The organism is Achromobacter sp. GD03932, from assembly GCF_029839485.1.
Classification (GTDB): domain Bacteria; phylum Pseudomonadota; class Gammaproteobacteria; order Burkholderiales; family Burkholderiaceae_B; genus Achromobacter; species Achromobacter bronchisepticus_A.
The window spans coordinates 55,640-73,555 of record NZ_JAOCAT010000034.1 but is presented as its reverse complement, the minus strand read 5'-3'; the positions used below and the strand labels follow the sequence as shown (position 1 = coordinate 73,555).

The following is a 17,916-nucleotide window of genomic DNA, read 5'->3' as shown; positions in this document are numbered from 1 at the left end:
GGGACGCCATCGTCGGCAAGCTCTCCGGCGGTGAAAAGCGCCGCGTCGCGCTGTGCCGCCTGCTGCTGTCCAAGCCCGACATGCTGCTGCTGGACGAGCCCACCAACCACCTGGATGCCGAGAGCGTGGAATGGCTGGAGCAGTTCCTGCACAAGTTCCCGGGCACCGTGGTCGGCGTGACCCACGATCGCTACTTCCTGGACAACGCGGCCGAATGGATCCTGGAACTGGATCGCGGCTATGGCATTCCCTGGAAGGGCAACTACAGCTCGTGGCTGGAGCAGAAGGAAGACCGCCTGAAGCAGGAAGAGGCGTCGGAATCCGCCCGCCAGAAGACCATCAAGAAGGAACTGGAGTGGGTGCGCCAGAACCCGAAGGGCCGCCAGGCCAAGGCCAAGGCGCGTCTGGCCCGCTTCGAGGAACTCTCGTCCTACGAATACCAGAAGCGCAATGAAACCCAGGAAATCTTCATTCCCGTGGGCGAGCGCCTGGGCAACGAAGTCATCGAATTCAACAACGTCAGCAAGGCCTACGGCGACCGTCTGCTGATCGACAACCTCAGCTTCAAGGTGCCGCCCGGCGCCATCGTCGGCATCATCGGCGCCAACGGCGCCGGTAAGTCCACGCTGTTCCGCATGATCGCGGGCCGCGAGCAGCCGGATTCGGGCGAGGTCAACATCGGGCAGACCGTCAAGCTGGCCTATGTCGACCAGTCGCGCGATGCGCTGGAAGACAAGAAGACCGTGTTCGACGCGGTGGCCGACGGCGCCGACCTGCTCACGGTGGGCAAGTTCGAAATGTCGTCGCGCGCCTACCTGGGCCGCTTCAACTTCAAGGGTGGCGACCAGAACAAGGTCGTGGGCCAGCTGTCGGGTGGTGAACGCGGCCGCCTGCACATGGCCAAGACGCTGATCGCCGGCGGCAACGTGCTGCTGCTGGACGAACCGTCCAACGACCTCGACGTCGAAACCCTGCGCGCGCTGGAAGACGCGTTGCTGGAGTTCCCCGGCAGCGTCATGGTCATCAGCCACGATCGCTGGTTCCTGGACCGGATCGCCACGCACATCCTGGCCTTCGAAGGCGACTCGCAAGTGGTGTTCTTCGACGGCAACTACCAGGAATATGAAGCCGACAAGAAGCGCCGCCTGGGCGAAGAGGGCGCCAAGCCCAAGCGCCTGCGCTACAAGGCCCTGAAGTAATCGGCGCCTGCAAGAATCCCGGCCTCGCGCCGGGATTTTTTTTGCCGGGGGTATGCTAGGGGCTGTTCAAGGCTTCGTTCTGTGTGAACTGGCCTTGGGGGCTATTTCCTGGAGCACCGCGCAATGTTGTTGTCCGCTACCGATTCCACCCTGCTGATCGTCGACATGCAGGGGCGTCTGATGCCCGTCATCCACGACAACGAGGCGGTGCTCAACGCCGCGCACAAGCTGGCGCAGGCTGCGCGCCTGCTGGACGTGCCGGTAGTGGCCACCGAGCACCATGCCAAGATGCTGGGGGCCACCGTGGAACCGTTGCGCGAGCAGGTCCAGAGCGCCTTCCAGAAAATGCACTTCTCTTCGGCGCTGGAGCCGGGCTTCGAGGCCTGGTTGCCGGCCGCACGCAAGACCATCCTGGTGGCGGGCTGCGAAGCGCACATCTGCGTGCTGCAAACCGTGATCGGTTTGATCGACCTGGGCTACCACGCGGTGCTGGTGGCGGATGCGGCGGGCTCGCGCAAGCCTGCCGATCATCACGCGGCGCTGCGCCGCGCGCGTGCGCATGGCGCGGAAATCGTCACGTCCGAAATGGCGATCTTTGAATGGATGCGGACTTGTGAACACCCGCGTTTCCGCGAGGTGTTACGTCTGGTCAAATAGCGGCCGACCGCTGCAACAATGTCCCTGGGGCGCGCAAAGATTAACTCGCCCTTTGACACAATTCATGGGCAAACTTCACAGCCAGGGCAAGAATATTTTGCGATCCTGAAGGTTCCAGGCCCTCATGGGCGCCGCGCGCTCGCATCCAGTTTCATGCGCGGCTCCCGGGTACGAGAATAGGAACCACAAATATGAAAATCGCATCTCTCTCCAAAATCTGTGTTGCGCTGGCGCTGACCGCCGCCATGGCTGGCTGCTCGTCCTGGGACGGCATGAGCCATCGCCAGAAGAGCACGGTCGGCGGCGCTGCCCTGGGCGGCGTGGCAGGCGCCGTGATCACCAACGGCGGCATCCTCGGAACGGTGGGCGGAGCGGCGATCGGCGGCGTCATCGGCGATCAGGTCGGCAAGCGTTAAGCGTTCACCGCCCCAAAGCAAATGCCCGGCAATGCCGGGCATTTTTTTGACCTGGGCTGTGCGCGGCGGCAAGTATGCCCCTGCGCCGCGCAGCCGCATCAGGTCTCGTTCTGAGGCATTTCGATCTTGACCTCCAGGACCTCCAGCGTGTCCTGGCGTTCCAGGTGCACCTTGATGTCCTCGGGGTTGATCTTCACGTATTTCGAAATGACGGCGATAAGCTCCTGCTGCAACTGCGGCAGGTAATCGGGCGAGTCGCCGCGGCCCCGCTCGTGGGCCAGGATGATCTGCAACCGTTCCTTGGCGACGGATGCGGAGGTCTTCTTTTGACCAAGCAGAAACGACAGGAAGGACATTGCTTACTTGCCTCCGAACAGGCGTTTCAGGAAACCGGGCTTTTCGTAGTCGGTAAAGCGCAGGGCCTTGTCTTCGCCAAGATAACGGGCCACGACGTCCTTGTAGGCTTCGGAAACGTCGGTGTCTCTGAGGTGGATGGCCGGCAGGCCCTGGTTCGACGCTTGCAGCACCGCTTCGGATTCGGGGATCACGCCGATCAGCTTGATGCGCAGGATGTCCTCGATGTCGCCCAGCGACAGCATTTCGCCGTCGACCACGCGCTTGGGGCTGTAGCGCGTCAGCAGCAGGTATTCCTTGACGGGCTCGTCGCCTTCCACGGCGCGCTTGGACTTGGCGGCCAGGATGCCCAGGATGCGGTCGGAGTCGCGCACCGACGAGACTTCCGGGTTGGTCACGACCAGTGCGTCGTCGGCGAAGTAGGCGGCCATCAGCGCGCCGGTTTCGATGCCGGCGGGCGAATCGCAGACGATGTAGTCAAAGCCCATGCCCTTGAGGTCGTTGATGACCTTTTCCACGCCTTCCTGCGTCAGCGCGTCTTTGTCGCGCGTCTGCGAGGCGGGCAGGATGAACAGGTTTTCGAGCTGCTTGTCCTTGATGAGGGCCTGGTTGAGCGTGGCTTCGCCCTGGATCACGTTGACGAAGTCGTACACGACGCGACGTTCGCAGCCCATGATCAGGTCGAGGTTGCGCAGGCCGACATCGAAGTCGATGACAGCGGTCTTGTGGCCCCGCATCGCGAGTCCCGCAGAAAAACTGGCGCTGGTCGTGGTTTTGCCCACGCCGCCTTTGCCGGAAGTCACCACAACAATGCGTGTCATGACGATCAAACCCTTATGTTCGAATAAATCGCGTTATCGTAAAGCAAAAAGCCCTTGTAAGGCTTCTTACAGGATGTGTTGAAATTTGCGCGGGTGTCTGCGCGTGCGCCTCGGCCGCTGCTGGCGGCCAGATTCCGGATATCAAGCCTTGAGGGCTTCGATGCGCAGCGTGTCGCCGTCCAGGCGGACCAGCGCGGGCTGGTTCTGCAGCGTGCGGTCGAGCTTGTCCTCGACCACGCGGTACACGCCGGCCACGGCCAGCAGTTCAGCGTCCAGGTGGGTCGTGAAAATGCGCGCCGAAGTGTCGCCGCGCGCGCCCGCCATCGCTTTGCCGCGCAAGGGACCGTAGACATGGACGTTGCCGTCGGCGATGACTTCCGCGCCTTGGCTCACCATGCCGATCACCACCAGGTCCGTATGGCGTGCGTAGACGCGCTGGCCGGAACGCAGCGGCTTGGTGATGACCAGCGCCGACGACGAGTGCGGCGCGGCCGGGGTGGGGCTGGGGGCCGAGGTGGTGTTGCTGGCCGCGCGGGCGGGCAGCGGCTCGTCCGCGGTCTTGCCGGCGGGCGCGTCGGGCTCGGCGGCGACTTCTGTGGGCGCGGCTGCGGTTTCGACCGCGGCGGCCGGCACCGAGGGTACCGGAGTGGAGACATCGTTGGGCGGCGCGGTGTCGATCACCGGCGCGGGCCGGGCCGCGGGCGTGGACAGTTCCACCGGTGTCAGGCCCGCCGCGCGCGCGGCTTCCAGGTTGGCGCCTTCGGCGACCACGCCGATGGGAGGCAGGTTATGGCCGCGCAATGCCGCCACCAGGGCGGTCCAATCGATTTTTTCCTCGACGCGGCTGGCGTCGATGACCACGGGTTCGTTTTCGAAGAAACTGCCGGCATCGGCCATGCGCTTGGCCAGGGCGGCGTTCAGGCGTTCAGGGTCGGCGCTGTGCAGGACCACCCGGATGGCATAGAGGGTGGCGCTTTTGAAGTCCAGGGCTAGGGATTCAGTGTTCATCTTGATTGTGGCTGGCGGTTCCGGCGCCGGGAAACGGCGCGCTCGACCGGCTGCGGGGTTCGGGGGATGATAACCCGCCCCGGGGCGGCATGCGCAGGGGGCGAGCCCAAAGAAAAAGGCGCCTTTCAGCGCCTATTTCCTGCAATGCGGACGCGGCGCGTCAGCCTTGCGCCCAGGAGTCGCGCAGGGTCACGATGCGGTTGAGCACCGGCGCCTCGGGGCTGGATTCCTTCAGGTCGGCCGTGAAGTAGCCCAGGCGTTCGAACTGCCAGGTGGCGCCCGGCGTGGCGACGGTGCCCGGCTCCAGCCAGGCCGTGACGGTCAGCTTGGAATTCGGGTTCAGGCAGGCCAGGAAGTCCTTGTCGCCGCCATCGGGACGCGCGTCGGCGAACAGGCGGTCGTACAGGTGGATCTGAGCGGGCACCGCATGGGCCGCGCTGACCCAGGTGATGTTGCCCTTGACCTTGACGCTGTCCGCGCCCGGCGTGCCGCTCTTGGTTTCCGGCAGGTATTCCGCCTGGACCTCGATGATCTCGCCGGCTTCGTTCTTGGTGAAGCCAGTGCAGCGCACCACGTAGCCGTATTTCAGGCGCACGGTATTGCCCGGGAACAGGCGGAAGTACTTCTTGGGCGCTTCTTCGCGGAAGTCGTCGCGTTCGATCCAGAGTTCGCGCGACAGCGGGAACTCGCGCACGCCGGCTTCGGGATCATGCGGGTTGCGCGGCGCGGTGCAGATCTCGGTCTGGCCTTCCGGGTAGTTGGTGATGACCAGCTTGAGCGGATCCAGCACGGCTACCGAGCGCGGGGCGACCGGGTCCAGGTCGTCGCGCACCGCTTGTTCCAGCAGGCTGTAGTCGATGCGCGAGTCGGACTTGGACACGGCGGTGCGGTCGCAGAACAGGCGGATCGAGGAGGGCGTGTAGCCGCGCCGGCGCAGGCCGAAGATGGTCGGCATGCGGGGATCGTCCCAGCCGTCCACGTGGCCTTCGCGCACCAGCTGCAGCAGCTTGCGCTTGCTGGTGACGACGTAGCTCACGTTCAGGCGCGCGAATTCGTACTGGTGCGGCAGCGGCTGCGCCAGCTTGCCGAGTTCGGCCAGGCGCGCCAGGATCCAGTCGTAGAACGGGCGCTGGTCTTCGAATTCCAGCGTGCAGACGCTGTGCGTGATGCCTTCCAGCGCGTCTTCGACCGGGTGCGCCCAGCTGTACATCGGGTAGATGCACCACTGGTCGCCGGTGCGGTGGTGATGGGCGTGGCGCACGCGGTACATGACCGGGTCGCGCAGGTTGATGTTGGGCGACGCCATGTTGATCTTCGCGCGCAGCACCAGGCTGCCGTCCGGGTGCTTGCCGTCGCGCATTTCGCGCAGCAGCGTCAGCGATTCGGCCGCCGGGCGGTTGCGCCAGGGCGAGTCGGTGCCGGGTTCGGTCAGCGTGCCGCGGTTGGCGCGGATTTCTTCGGGGCTCTGCTCGTCGACGTAGGCGTGGCCGGCCTCGACCAGCGCTTCGGCGAACTCGTACATGTAGCCGAAGTAGTCGCTGGCGAAGTACAGGTTGTCGTTGCCGTCGGCCTTCCAGTCAAAGCCCAGCCAGTGCACGGCCTCGATGATGGCGTCGACGTATTCCTGGTCTTCCTTTTCCGGATTGGTGTCGTCAAAGCGCAGGTGGCAGACGCCGCCGAAATCGCGGGCCAGCCCGAAGTTCACGCAGATGCTCTTGGCGTGGCCGAGGTGCAGGTAGCCGTTGGGCTCCGGCGGAAAGCGCGTGCGGATGCGGGCCGAATCCAGTCCGCCTTGTTGTTGCAAGGCCGCCGGGCCAGGCTTGCCCGCCCAACGCTTGCCTGCGAAGCGCTGGGCTTCGAGGTCGTCTTGAACGATGTTGAGCAGGAAATTTGATGCGGCAGGGGTCGGCGTCGTGGCGGAGGTCATTCTTGAAAGAATAGGAAAAAGCAGCGACAAAGAGTCAATTTTGCCACGTTCCGCAGGCGAGGCCTTTTTGCTGCCGGTGCAACCGGTTTCAAACTGTCCCCACAGTCATGTAACTGGCTCTACACTACGGGCCATCATGGACATATCCACGTTATCCCTGGCCCGCACGCAGTTCGTGGCCAGCCTGAGCTTTCTGGCGTTTTTCCTGGCCTTCTCCCTGGCGCTCGCCTGGGTGCTGCTGTTCTTCAAGATCAGGGCGCGCTGGTCCGGCCAGGGCGGCTGGACAGCCGCCTACCGCTTCTGGGTGCGGATTTTCGCCTTGGCCTTCGTGCTGACGCTGGCGGCCAGCGTGCCGGTGCTGATCCAGCTGGGCAGCCTGTGGGCCGGCCTCATGGACAAGATCGGCAACGTCGCCGGGCCCTTGCTGGGCTACGCCATACTTTCGGTCTTCATTCTCAAGTCCTGTTTCCTGGGCGTCATGCTGTTCGGCCAGCGCCGCGTGTCGGATGGCGCCCATACGCTGGCCGTGCTGATGGTGGCGGTGGGGCAGCTGGTGGCGGTGTTCTGGGTGCTGGCGCTGCAATCCTGGATGCAGACGCCGGATGGCGCGCTGCTGGTCGATGGACGCTACCAGGTCTATGACTGGATGGCCGTGGTGCTGAATCCCTCCGTGGGATGGCGCATGGCGGTGGTGATGGTGGGCGCGGCCCTGGCCGCCGCGTTCCTGATGATGGGCGTGACCGCGCTGCAGGCGCTGCGGCGTCCGCTGGGCGACGGCGAGCGCAACGCGTTCAAGACCGCGCTGGTGGTCGCCGTGGTGGGGGCGTTCATGCAGTTGCCGGTGGCGACCGGCGCCGGGCAGATGATCGCCAAGCTGCAGCCCGCCAAGGCCGCCGCCGCCGCGGGCTACTGGGAAAGCGGCGCAGAGCCGCAACTGGTGCTGTTCGCCTGGCCCGATGCGCGTGCCCATACCAATGTGGCCGACGTGACCCTGCGCAACATGGGCGGGATGTGGCTGCACCGTAACCAGGACGGCACCTACCGCGGCCTGGACAAGTATTCGGGCATGCTGCCGCCGGTGGCGCTGACCTTCTGGTCGCTGCGCGTGGCGGCAGGGCTGGGCTTGCTGATGCTGGCCGTGGCCTGCGTGACCTTCCTGTGGACGTTCCGACGCGGGCTGGACCCGTCCACGCTGCCGCATTGGTGGCAGCGGGTGCTGTGCGGCATGATGTTCTCCGGCGCCATCGCCGTCGTGGCCGGGTGGTGGGTATCCATCCTGGGCTTGCAGCCGTTCGCGGTGAACGGCACCGTCACGCAGTCCGAGGTGCTGGGCATCGTGGCCTCCAGCACCGTGCTGTACGGATTGATCGGTTATGGCGTGCTGTACCTGCTGCTGCTTGCGGCGTTCGTCGGCATGCTGTTCCACGCGGCGCGCTATGGCGTCGTGCCCGTGCGCAAACTGGCTGGAGGCACGCCATGATCGCCATGCTGGCCGCTTCCCAGGGCCTCAACCCCGACGATCCCTCTTTCTGGATGCCGCTGGCCTTCATGGCCCTGCTGTTCGTGGTGATTGCCGCGGGCATGGTGCTGGACGGCTTCGACCTGGGCGTGGGCATCCTGCTGCAACTGGCGCCGGAACACGAGCGCGGCCGCATGATGAGCCTGCTGAGTCCGTGGCGCGACGCCAATGAATTCTGGCTGCTGCTGGGCATGGGCCTGTTCGCGGCGGCGTTCCCGTTCGCCTGGGGCGCGGTGCTGGGCAAGCTCTACGGACCGCTCACCTGCATGGTGCTGGGCGTGGTGCTGCGCAGCGTCTCGTTCGAGTTCCGCATCCGTGCGCGCAACGAAATGAAGCCGCGCTGGATTTTCGGCTTCTGGGCGGGGTCGCTGATCACCGCTTTCGGCCAGGGCATGCTGCTGGGCCGCATCGCCACCGGCTACCAGTCCGATGCCGGCTACGGCTGGTTCTCCATGTTCGTGGGCCTGTGCGCGGTGGCGGCCTATGTGCTGCTGGGCGCGTCCTGGCTGGTCATGCGGGTGGACGGCGATCTGCAGCGCCGCGCCGCCAACTGGGCGCGCCACGCCATCCGCTGGACGGCGGTGGGCATGGTGGCGATCGCGGTCACGCTGGGCCTGGCCAATGCGGGCATCTTCTACAAATGGAGCAACATTGCCCACCTGAGCCTGGCGGCAACGGTCTGGGTGCTGATGCTGGCGGGCTTCGTCGCCGCCGAAATGCTGCTGGCGAGGTTGCCGGGCAAGGCCGACCGTTTCAGCTGGCTGCCGTTCGTGCTGTGCGTGGCCCTGTTCCTGCTGATGCTCAGCGGCCTGGCCTATAGCCTGTTCCCCTACCTGATCCTGGACGACATGACGCTGTGGGACGGCGCGGGCGCGCTGGGCTCGATGCGCCTGGTGCTGGCCGGGGCGGTCGTGGGCATTCCGGTGGTGCTGGTGTTCAACATCCTGGCGTACCGCTCGGTGTTCGGCAAGGAACGCGCGCCGGTGCCGCTGCTGCCGCCGCCGGGCTGATCCGGCCGGGAAGTCCGGCCGGGGCTGCCGTCACAAGACTGGCCTGGCGACGCGCTGCAGGATCTCTTCGCCGTAGGCTTCCAGCTTGCGGGCGCCCACGCCGCTGATGTGGCTCAGCTCGTCCATGGATTCGGGCTGGGCCAGCGCGATCTCACGCAGCGTGGCGTCGTGGAAGATGACATAGGCCGGCACGCCATGGCTCTTGGCCACTTCGCCGCGCCAGGCGCGCAGGGCCTCGAATACGGGCTGCAGTTCGGCCGGCAGGTCAATCGCCGCCGCCTTGGGGCGGCCGCTGCCGCTCTTGCCCGAGCGCGGTTTCTTTTCGGATTCGCGGCGCAGCATCAATTGGCGCTCGCCCTTGAGCACGGCGCGGCTGCCTTCGGTCAGGGCCAGGGTGCCGTAGCCTTCGTGGTCCACCGTCAGCAGGCCTTGCGCCAGCAACTGGCGCAGCACGCCGCGCCAGGCGGTATCGCTCAGGTCCGCGCCCACGCCGAATACGCTCAGCGTTTCGTGGCCGTGCTGCTTGGTGCGGTCCGTGACCTTGCCGCGCAGGATGTCGATGATGTGGCCGGCGCCATAGCGCTGGCCGCGCTCCTTCCACAGGCGGTAGACGGCGGACAGCACCTTCTGCGCCGCAACCGTGCCGTCCCAGGCCTGGGGCGGTTCCAGGCAGACGTCGCAATTGCCGCAGGCGGTGATCTGCTGGCCGAAGTAGGCCAGCAGACGCACGCGCCGGCATTCCACGGTTTCACAGAGCCCCAGCATGGCGTCCAGCTGCTGGCCCAGGCGGCGGCGGTAGGACTCTTCGCCCGGCGATTCGTCGATCATGCGGCGCTGCTGCACCACGTCCTGCAGGCCGTAGGCCAGCCATGCCGTGGCCGGCAGTCCATCGCGGCCGGCGCGGCCGGTTTCCTGGTAATAGCCTTCCACCGACTTGGGCAGGTCGATGTGCGCCACGAAGCGCACGTCGGGCTTGTCGATGCCCATGCCGAAGGCGATGGTGGCCACCATGACCACGGCGTCCTCGCGCAGGAAGCGCGCCTGGTTGGCGGCGCGCACCTGCGCGCTGAGGCCGGCGTGATAGGGCATGGCGTCGATGCCCTGGTTGCACAGGAACTCCGCGGTCTCTTCCACGCGGGCCCGCGACAGGCAATAGACCACGCCGGATTCGCCTTCATGATCGGTCTGGATCATTTCCAGCAATTGCTTGCGCACCTCGTTTTTTTCGATGATGCGGTAGCGGATGTTGGGGCGGTCGAAACTGGAAACGAAGTGGCGCGCATCGTCCAGCGACAGGCGCTGGGCGATTTCGCTGCGGGTGTCGGCGGTGGCGGTCGCGGTGAGCGCGATGCGCGGCACGTCCGGCCAGCGCTCGTGCAGCATCGACAGGCCCAGGTATTCCGGGCGGAAGTCGTGGCCCCACTGGGACACGCAGTGGGCCTCGTCGATGGCGAACAGCGCGATGCGGCCGCGTTCCAGCAATTGCAGGCAGCGGTCGGTCAGCAGGCGCTCGGGCGCCACGTACAGCAGATCCAGCTCGCCGGCCAGGAAGGCCTGCTCGACGTCGCGGGCCACCCGCCACTCCTGGGTGGAGTTGAGGAAGGCTGCGCGCACGCCCAGTTCGGTCAGGGCGTCGACCTGGTCCTGCATCAGCGCGATCAGGGGCGACACGACGATGCCGGTGCCTTCGCGGACCAGGGACGGAATCTGGTAACAGAGCGATTTGCCGCCGCCCGTGGGCATGAGGACCAGTGCGTCGCCGCCGTCGATCACCTGTTCGACAATGGCTTGCTGGTCGCCGCGGAAGGATTCGTAACCGAAAACGCGCTGCAACACGCCGAGGGCGCGCGCGTCAGACATGGGGGTAGGCCGGGAGCATCATGGCAGGGATTTTAAGCCGCAATTCCGCCGGACCTTTTCCGGCAGGGAGATTTCTGTCCTTGCCGCGGTCTGCCTACCAGCTCAGCCAGGTGCCGCGCATGAAGGTATCCACGGGCATGCTGAGGTTGGCGCGCCATTCGTAGTTGCCGGAAATGATGTCGCGGTCCGCGCCCACCGCCAGCTTGACCTTGGGTGAGACGAACATGCTGTGCGACAGGCCCACGCGCTGCTCGGCCAGCTCGGAACCTTCCCGCAGCCCCGAGTAGGTGCCGCTGAGCACGCCCCAGCCGGTGATGGGAACGCCCGCGGACAGCGTGTTGCGGGTGTGCGCCGCCGAAGCGCCGCCGCCCGAGTAGCTGGACAGGTCGCCGTAGCCCGCGCCGACCTGCTCGTTGGAATAGCCCAGGTTGACGGCATCGGCCACGGCCACGTTGTAGTCAAAGCGGTAGCGCCAGGCGCTGGCCGCGTCGAACGAGCTTTGCGTGGCCCCGGCGCGGAAGGTTCCGTAGTCGCCCGCGGCGTAGGTGGTGCCCATGCCGCGCGTCGTGAGCGACGGCGCGCTTTGCATCTGGCCCTCCAGGGTCAGCGTCGGCGTGAGGCCGTAACGCACGCTGCCGCTGCCCACCGGGTCGCCGTAATCCACGGCTCCGGAACTGGCGGCGGGATCCATGTGGTTCAGGCGGCCCAGCGACGAGGAATAGCCGAAGCTGCCTTCCGGGACCGTGGCGCCGGATCCGGCCCAGTTCGAGATCTGCAGTCCGCCCACCGGCGCGCCGCTGCCCCAGGCCGGCGCTCTGGCGTCGATGTTGCCGACGGCGACGGAGGGGCCCGAGGTATTGCGGTAGACCCAGTTGCGGTTGCCGCCGTAGCGCAGGCCCTCCTGGCTGCTGGCGGAGGCGAACCAGGGCCGGGAGGCGCGCGACACGCCGGAGATCATGACCACGGGTATGCGAGGCAGGTCCCCGTCCTGGAGGGTGAGCGAGTAGTCCGGCGCGGGCTCCTCGGGCGTCGCGAGCACCGTGCAATCCTGTGGAACCGGGGCGGGCTGGGCGTCGCCGGACAGTCCCAGTCCGGTGCCGGGGATCAGGTCAGCGTCGCCCGTGCCGTGCACGCTGGTGTCCAGCGCCGGTTCCATGGTCTGCATGTCGCAAGGGGACGGATCCAGCGGGACGGCGCGCGATGCCATCGACGCCGCGGGGCGCACGGGCATGGGCTGAACCGGGGACAGTATGCCGATGCCGCGCGCCGAGGGCGGAGCGGGCATATAGGGGGACGCCGCAAGCGGATCGGCCGCGGCCGGGGCGATCGGGCAGGCGCTGGCCGCGGCCAGCGCGGCGCGCAACAGGGTTTTTCGCCAGAGGAGTGCAGGGGCGACCATAGGCACAGTGTAGAAAGGGAGCGCCGCCTTGCCTGTAAACGTTTTTTAGCAAAGCGGACAGAAGACGGGCCGGGCTCCATTTTAGGGCCAGTCCGCATCGGGCGCTGCGCCGTGGCGGGAAAGCGCTGGTAAACGCGCCCAACATCGTGCAACAGGTATATTTCAGTTGATTTCCCGCCTCTTGCGGCTTGTGGCGGCGGGCCGCACTATGGCATCCATGGACAATCCCCACACCAAGCTGCTGGTCGTCGACGACGATCCGGCCTTACGGCAATTGCTGGCCGACTACCTGAACCGGCACGGCTACGACACCCTGCTGGCGCCGGACGCTACCGACCTGTCGTCCCGCATCACCCGCTACGCGCCCGACCTGCTGGTGCTGGACCGCATGCTGCCCGGCGGCGACGGCGCGGACGCCTGCCGCCGCCTGCGCGAGCAAGGCGAGGACATTCCCGTCATCCTGCTGACCGCGCGCGACGAGGCGGTGGACCGCATCATCGGATTGGAGGCCGGCGCCGACGATTACGTCGGCAAGCCTTTCGATCCGCGCGAACTGCTGGCCCGCATCGAGGCCGTGCTGCGCCGCAAGCGCGGCCCGTCCGCGCTGACCAAGGACGCGCCGGTCTCGTTCGGGCCCTTCGTGTTCGATCCCTCCACCCGCCAGCTGTCACGCGAGGGCACGGTGGTCAAGCTGACCGGCGGCGAAATCAATCTGCTGGAGGCGCTGGTGCGCAACGCGGGCAAGCCGCTGTCGCGCGAACGCCTGCTGGCGCTGGCGCGCGATGACGATGCCGGCGAGCGCAATGACCGCGCCATCGACATCGCCATCCTGCGGCTGCGCCGGGTCATCGAAGACGACCCCAAGCAACCGCGCTGGATCCAGACCGTCTGGGGCATCGGCTACCGGTTCTCGCCCTGATGCGCTTTGCTCCTGGCTTCCTGGTGCCGCGCTCGCTGCGGGCAAGGCTGATCCTGCTGATCCTGGGCTCGGTCCTGCTGACGCAGGCGGCCACCTTGGTGACGGTCTCGTACTTCCGGCACAAGTTCATGGAAGACGTAGCCATCGGCTATATCGTCACCACCATCCGCACCTTGCGCGCCGCGGTGTCGCAGGTGCCGGCGGAGGAACGCGCCGACTTTGTGCGCACGGCCTCGCAGAACCAGTGGCGGCTGTGGTCGCGGGTGCTGCCCGCCGAGGCCAAGCTGCAGCGATTCAATGGCCGCCGGCCACCGCCGAAGGCGGCTCCGAAGCCGCCGCCTCCGCCGCCTCCGCCGCCCGCGGACATGCAGATGCACGGCCCGCCGGCGCCGCCGCCCCCGGAAGTGCGCGACGAAGAACACGGCGATGAACGCGCCAGCGCCAGGGAAGGCGAGCGCGCGCGCGAACGCGACCGCGAAGAACACAGCCGCCGCTACCAGCCCGAACCGGACGACATCCGCCGCGATCTGCGCGTGCTGGTGCAGCAGCTCAATGAACGCCTGAACGACGGCACGCGCGTGGCGCTGTCGCGCGGACCGACGCCGGAAATCTTCATCTCGCTGGCGCCCAATCCCGCCAGCGAGGACGCGCCGCGCCTGCGCGAATGGCTGGTCATCCCGCTGGACCGCCTGGATCCGCCGGTCGCGACGCCGTTCATCGCCGCCTGGCTGGGCGGCCTGGGGTTGCTGCTGTTGCTGGCGGTGGGTTTTTCCTGGCACATCACGCGTCCCATCACCCGGCTGGCCGACGCGGCCGACCGGCTGGCGGCGGGGCAGCCGCAACGGGTCGAGCCGTCGGGCCCGCACGAAACGCGGGTGCTGGGAGAGCGTTTCAACGCCATGCTGGACGCGCTGTCCGAATCCGATTCGGTGCGCCGCACGCTGCTGTCGGGCCTGCCCCACGACCTGAAGGGACCCCTGTCGCGGATGTGGCTGCGCATCGAACTGGCCGACGACTCCAAGCTGAAGGAGGGCTTGCGCGCGGACCTGCAGGACATGCAGCACATGGTCGACCAGTTCATCGGCTTCGTGCGCGGCACCGATCCGGCCGCCTACCGCTACGCCTCGATGCTGCTGTCCGACTGGCTGACCGAGCGCGTGGGCGCCTGGCAGGGCGCCGGCACCGACATCAGCCTGCGGGCCGGCGACGACGTTGCAACCCTGGTGGTGCAGGCGGACGCCGTGGCGCTGGGCCGCCTGCTGGACAACCTGATCGGCAATGCGCTGAACCATGGCGCGCCGCCGGTCCAGGTCAGCCTGCGGCACGAGGGTCGCCACGCGGTGCTGGACGTGGCCGACCACGGTTCCGGCATCGTGCCGGAACGGCGCCAGGAGGCCCTGCGCCCGTTCAGCCGCCTGGACGACGCGCGCACGCGCACCGGCAGCGTGGGCCTGGGCCTGGCGCTGGCCGAGGCCATCGCGCGGGCCCATGGCGGCTCGCTGGAGCTGCTCGAGGCGGAGTCCGGCGGGTTGTGCGTGCGGGTCAAGCTGCCGCTGTCCGAGACGTCCTAGGGGCGCCCGCAAGGGCGCTCGCTTCTCCCCGGGGCGGGTCGCGCTACGGTACGATGCATCCTGCTCAGCATTTTGTCGTTCCCGCACCATGGCCATCCAGTCCGATTCGCTTTCCTCCCGTCCCGACGCCCCCCGTATCGTGGCGCCGCAGCCGGTCTCGCCCAACGAGGAGTCGATCGAACGCGCCCTGCGGCCCAAGGCGCTGGACGAGTATGTCGGCCAGCAACGCGCCCGCGAGCAGCTGGAGATCTTCATCGCCGCGGCCAGGAAGCGCGGCGAGGCCCTGGACCACGTGTTGCTGTTCGGCCCCCCGGGCCTGGGCAAGACCACGCTGGCCCACATCATTGCGCATGAAATGGGCGTGCAGCTGCGCCAGACCTCCGGTCCGGTGCTGGAGCGCCCGGGCGACCTGGCGGCGCTTCTGACCAACCTGGAAAAGAACGACGTCCTGTTCATCGACGAAATCCACCGCCTGTCGCCCGTGGTCGAGGAAATCCTCTATCCGGCGCTGGAGGATTTCCAGATCGACATCCTGATCGGCGAAGGCCCCGCCGCGCGCAGCGTGAAGCTGGACCTGCAGCCCTTCACCCTGGTCGGCGCCACCACCCGCGCCGGCATGCTGACCAACCCCCTGCGGGATCGCTTCGGCATCGTGTCGCGGCTGGAGTTCTACAACGCCGCCGATCTCGGCCACATCGTCACGCGCAGCGCCGGCCTCCTGAACGCTGGCATCACGCCGGACGGCGCGGCCGAAGTCGCGCGCCGCGCCCGCGGCACGCCCCGCATCGCCAACCGGCTGCTGCGCCGGGTGCGCGACTACGCCGAGGTCAAGGCCGGCGGCACCATCGATGCGGACGTTGCGGGCCGCGCGCTGGCCATGCTGGAAGTGGACCCGCAGGGCCTGGACCTGATGGACCGCAAGCTGCTCGAAGCCATCATCCACAAGTTCGATGGCGGTCCCGTCGGCGTGGACAGCCTGGCCGCCGCCATCGGCGAAGAGCGCGACACCATCGAGGACGTGATCGAGCCCTATCTCATCCAGCATGGCTATCTGCAGCGCACGCCGCGCGGCCGCACCGCCACGCTGACCACCTGGCGCCACCTGGGGCTGACTCCGCCGGCCGGCGCCACGGCGGGTTCGGGCGATCTCTTCGGGAAGTAGGCTGCCGGCAAATCGGACCGAACCCGGGCGCCGGACGGCGCCCGAAGTCGGCCGCGGGTTTATCATCCGGAGGTTTTGATTATTCTCCGCGATCAAAGGACCCAAGCCCATGCAGCCCGAATTGCCCACCTATGACGACGTCGTGCGCGCCAGCGAGCGCCTGGCCGGCAACGCGCACCGCACGCCCGTACTGACCTCGACCACCGCCGATGCGATCAGCGGCGCGTCGGTCTTCTTCAAGTGCGAGAACTTCCAGCGCATGGGCGCTTTCAAGTTCCGCGGCGGCTACAACGCCATCGCCCGCCTGACCCCGGAACAGCGCGCCGCCGGCGTGGTCACGTTTTCGTCGGGCAACCACGCGCAGGCCATCGCCCTGGCTTCCAAGCTGCAAGGCGTGCAGGCCACCATCATCATGCCGCTGGACGCCCCCGCGGCCAAGCGCGCGGCGACGGAAGGCTATGGCGGCAAGATCGTCACCTACGACCGCTACACAGAGGACCGCGAGGCGATCGCCCGCCGCATCCAGGCCGAAACCGGCGCCACCCTGATCCCGCCCTACGACCATGAAGACGTGATCGCCGGCCAGGGCACCGCCGCCAAGGAACTGTTCGAGGAAGTGGGCGAACTGGACTACCTGTTCGTCTGCCTGGGCGGCGGCGGCCTGCTGTCGGGGTCGGCCCTGTCCGCCTACGCGCTGAGCCCGCGCTGCCTGGTCTACGGCGTCGAACCCGAGGCCGGCAACGACGGCCAGCAGTCCTTGCGCAAAGGTGAAATCGTCCGAATCCCGGCGCCCAAGACCCTGGCCGACGGCGCCGCCACGACCCACCTGGGCAACCTGACCTTCCCGCTCATCCAGAAGCATGTGCGCGACATCGTCACCGTCACGGACGAACAGCTGGTCACCACCATGCGGTTCTTCGCCGAACGCATGAAGATGGTGGTGGAACCCACGGGCTGCCTGGGCGCGGCCGCGGTCATGCAGAACGTGGTGCCGGTACGCGGCGCGCGGGTCGGCGTCATCATCAGCGGCGGCAACGTCGACCTTCCGGCCTACGCCAAGCTGCTGGCGGGTTGATTCCCCCTCGGGCGGTCCCCACGCGGGGCCGCCGATGCGCGCTTGCGGTTGTAGCGTGTGCAAGGCAGAATCGGAACTGAATCCTGACGAACAGGGGCTGCGGCATGCGTATCCTTGTCATCGGCGGCACCGGTTTCATCGGCCGTCATCTGGTAGCGCGGCTTTCCGCGGATCAGCATCAGATCGTCGTGCCCACCCGGCTTTACAGCCGCGGGCGCGACCTGCAGATTCTTCCCACCGTCACCCTGCTCGAATGCGACGTGCACGACGACGCCACGCTGGACGGCCTGGCGCAGGGTTGCGACGCGGTCATCAACCTGGTGGGCATCCTGCACGGCAACGCTGGCCGTCCCTACGGCTCGGCGTTCGCGCGGGCCCACGTGCTGCTGCCGCAGCGCATCGCGCAAGCGTGTCGCCGCCAGGGCGTGCGCAGGCTGATACACATCAGCGCGCTGGGCGCCGATTCCAACGGCGACAGCATGTACCAGCGTTCCAAGGGCGACGGCGAAGCCGCCATCAAGCAGGAATTCCAGGGCAATCGGGATGGGGGCTGGACCATCTTCCGCCCTTCGGTGGTCTTCGGCCCGGACGACAAATTCACCAATATGTTCGCCGGCCTGGCGCGCTGGCTGCCGGTGCTGCCGCTGGCGGGCGCGCACGTGCGCATGCAGCCGGTCTATGTGGGCGACGTGGTCGCCGCGATCGTTTCGGCGCTGGGCAATACGCACACCTGCGGCAAGACCTATGAACTGGGCGGGCCCCAGGTCTACACGCTGGGCGAGATCGCTCGCCTGTGCGCCGCCTGGAGCGGCCATCCGCGGCCCGTGGTCAGCATGCCCATGGGCGTGGGCCGCATGCAGGCCCGGCTGTTCGAATGCATGCCTGGCACGCCGCTGATGTCGCGCGACAACCTGGACTCCTTGCGCCGCGACAATATCTGCAGCGGGCCGATCGCGCCCGAACTGCACGTGGTGCCGACGGGGCTGGAAGCGGTGGCTCCGCGCTACCTGTAAGCCGGT

General features: G+C 67.3%; 16 protein-coding genes. 10 read left to right on the top strand and 6 right to left on the bottom strand.

Translation table 11 applies throughout. The features are described 5' to 3' along the window. The 3 genes from ettA to N5C88_RS26340 all read left to right on the top strand — a co-directional run. Nucleotides 1-1,199 (top strand): energy-dependent translational throttle protein EttA (ettA, locus tag N5C88_RS26350; RefSeq protein ID WP_280016541.1); only part of this gene is annotated, 1,199 nt, incomplete at its 5' end. Nucleotides 1,200-1,322: 123 nt separating this feature from the next. Further along, nucleotides 1,323-1,856 (top strand): isochorismatase family protein, encoded by a 534-nt coding sequence (locus N5C88_RS26345; protein ID WP_059371611.1) that lies wholly within the window; start codon nt 1,323-1,325, stop codon nt 1,854-1,856. A 191-nt stretch (nt 1,857-2,047) separates the two neighbouring features. Beyond that, entirely contained in the window at nt 2,048-2,272 is a 225-nt protein-coding gene (locus N5C88_RS26340) for a glycine zipper 2TM domain-containing protein (protein ID WP_059371612.1), read from the top strand. Between the two features lie 98 nt (nt 2,273-2,370). Here N5C88_RS26340 and minE read toward each other — a convergent pair whose 3' ends face one another. From minE to N5C88_RS26320, 4 genes are all read right to left on the bottom strand, one after another. Next, complete coding sequence (minE, locus tag N5C88_RS26335) at nt 2,371-2,628, bottom strand: cell division topological specificity factor MinE (protein WP_006217654.1); 258 nt, start codon at nt 2,626-2,628, stop codon at nt 2,371-2,373. 3 nt (nt 2,629-2,631) lie between these two features. Next, the gene (gene minD, locus N5C88_RS26330) at nt 2,632-3,447 is read right to left on the bottom strand and encodes a septum site-determining protein MinD (RefSeq protein ID WP_041652327.1); all 816 of its coding nucleotides are present in this window, start codon (nt 3,445-3,447) and stop codon (nt 2,632-2,634) included. A 141-nt stretch (nt 3,448-3,588) separates the two neighbouring features. Beyond that, on the bottom strand, nt 3,589-4,455 hold the full coding sequence (gene minC, locus N5C88_RS26325; protein WP_059371613.1) for a septum site-determining protein MinC: 867 nt from the start codon (nt 4,453-4,455) through the stop codon (nt 3,589-3,591). Between the two features lie 160 nt (nt 4,456-4,615). Next, a complete protein-coding gene (locus N5C88_RS26320) occupies nt 4,616-6,382 on the bottom strand; it encodes a glutamine--tRNA ligase/YqeY domain fusion protein (protein ID WP_059371614.1) in 1,767 nt (588 codons plus the stop codon). A 136-nt stretch (nt 6,383-6,518) separates the two neighbouring features. On the opposite strand from N5C88_RS26320, the gene N5C88_RS26315 reads away from it, so the two are divergent. Continuing rightward, nucleotides 6,519-7,862: a cytochrome ubiquinol oxidase subunit I gene (locus tag N5C88_RS26315; RefSeq protein WP_280016540.1), complete on the top strand. Its 1,344-nt coding sequence runs from the start codon at nt 6,519-6,521 to the stop codon at nt 7,860-7,862. Next, nucleotides 7,859-8,911 carry a cytochrome d ubiquinol oxidase subunit II gene (locus N5C88_RS26310; RefSeq protein WP_059371616.1) on the top strand — a complete coding sequence of 351 codons (1,053 nt, stop codon included), beginning with the start codon at nt 7,859-7,861 and terminating at the stop codon, nt 8,909-8,911. Before N5C88_RS26315 ends, N5C88_RS26310 begins: the two co-directional genes overlap by 4 nt. A 30-nt stretch (nt 8,912-8,941) precedes the next feature. Here N5C88_RS26310 and recQ read toward each other — a convergent pair whose 3' ends face one another. Continuing rightward, nucleotides 8,942-10,771, bottom strand: coding sequence for a DNA helicase RecQ (gene recQ / locus N5C88_RS26305; RefSeq protein WP_118932363.1), 1,830 nt, complete (start codon nt 10,769-10,771; stop codon nt 8,942-8,944). Nucleotides 10,772-10,865: 94 nt separating this feature from the next. Then, nucleotides 10,866-12,056: a fimbrial protein gene (locus N5C88_RS26300; protein WP_280016539.1), complete on the bottom strand. Its 1,191-nt coding sequence runs from the start codon at nt 12,054-12,056 to the stop codon at nt 10,866-10,868. Nucleotides 12,057-12,387: 331 nt separating this feature from the next. On the opposite strand from N5C88_RS26300, the gene N5C88_RS26295 reads away from it, so the two are divergent. From N5C88_RS26295 to N5C88_RS26275, 5 genes are all read left to right on the top strand, one after another. Further along, nucleotides 12,388-13,089 (top strand): response regulator, encoded by a 702-nt coding sequence (locus N5C88_RS26295; protein WP_054457345.1) that lies wholly within the window; start codon nt 12,388-12,390, stop codon nt 13,087-13,089. Next, the gene (locus N5C88_RS26290) at nt 13,089-14,660 is read left to right on the top strand and encodes an ATP-binding protein (RefSeq protein WP_059371620.1); all 1,572 of its coding nucleotides are present in this window, start codon (nt 13,089-13,091) and stop codon (nt 14,658-14,660) included. Before N5C88_RS26295 ends, N5C88_RS26290 begins: the two co-directional genes overlap by 1 nt. Nucleotides 14,661-14,748: 88 nt before the next feature. Then, on the top strand, nt 14,749-15,822 hold the full coding sequence (gene ruvB, locus N5C88_RS26285) for a Holliday junction branch migration DNA helicase RuvB (RefSeq protein WP_054457342.1): 1,074 nt from the start codon (nt 14,749-14,751) through the stop codon (nt 15,820-15,822). Between the two features lie 109 nt (nt 15,823-15,931). Beyond that, the gene (locus tag N5C88_RS26280; protein ID WP_059371621.1) at nt 15,932-16,897 is read left to right on the top strand and encodes a threo-3-hydroxy-L-aspartate ammonia-lyase; all 966 of its coding nucleotides are present in this window, start codon (nt 15,932-15,934) and stop codon (nt 16,895-16,897) included. A 104-nt stretch (nt 16,898-17,001) separates the two neighbouring features. After that, nucleotides 17,002-17,910: a complex I NDUFA9 subunit family protein gene (locus N5C88_RS26275; protein WP_251877763.1), complete on the top strand. Its 909-nt coding sequence runs from the start codon at nt 17,002-17,004 to the stop codon at nt 17,908-17,910. Nucleotides 17,911-17,916: the final 6 nt, after the last annotated feature.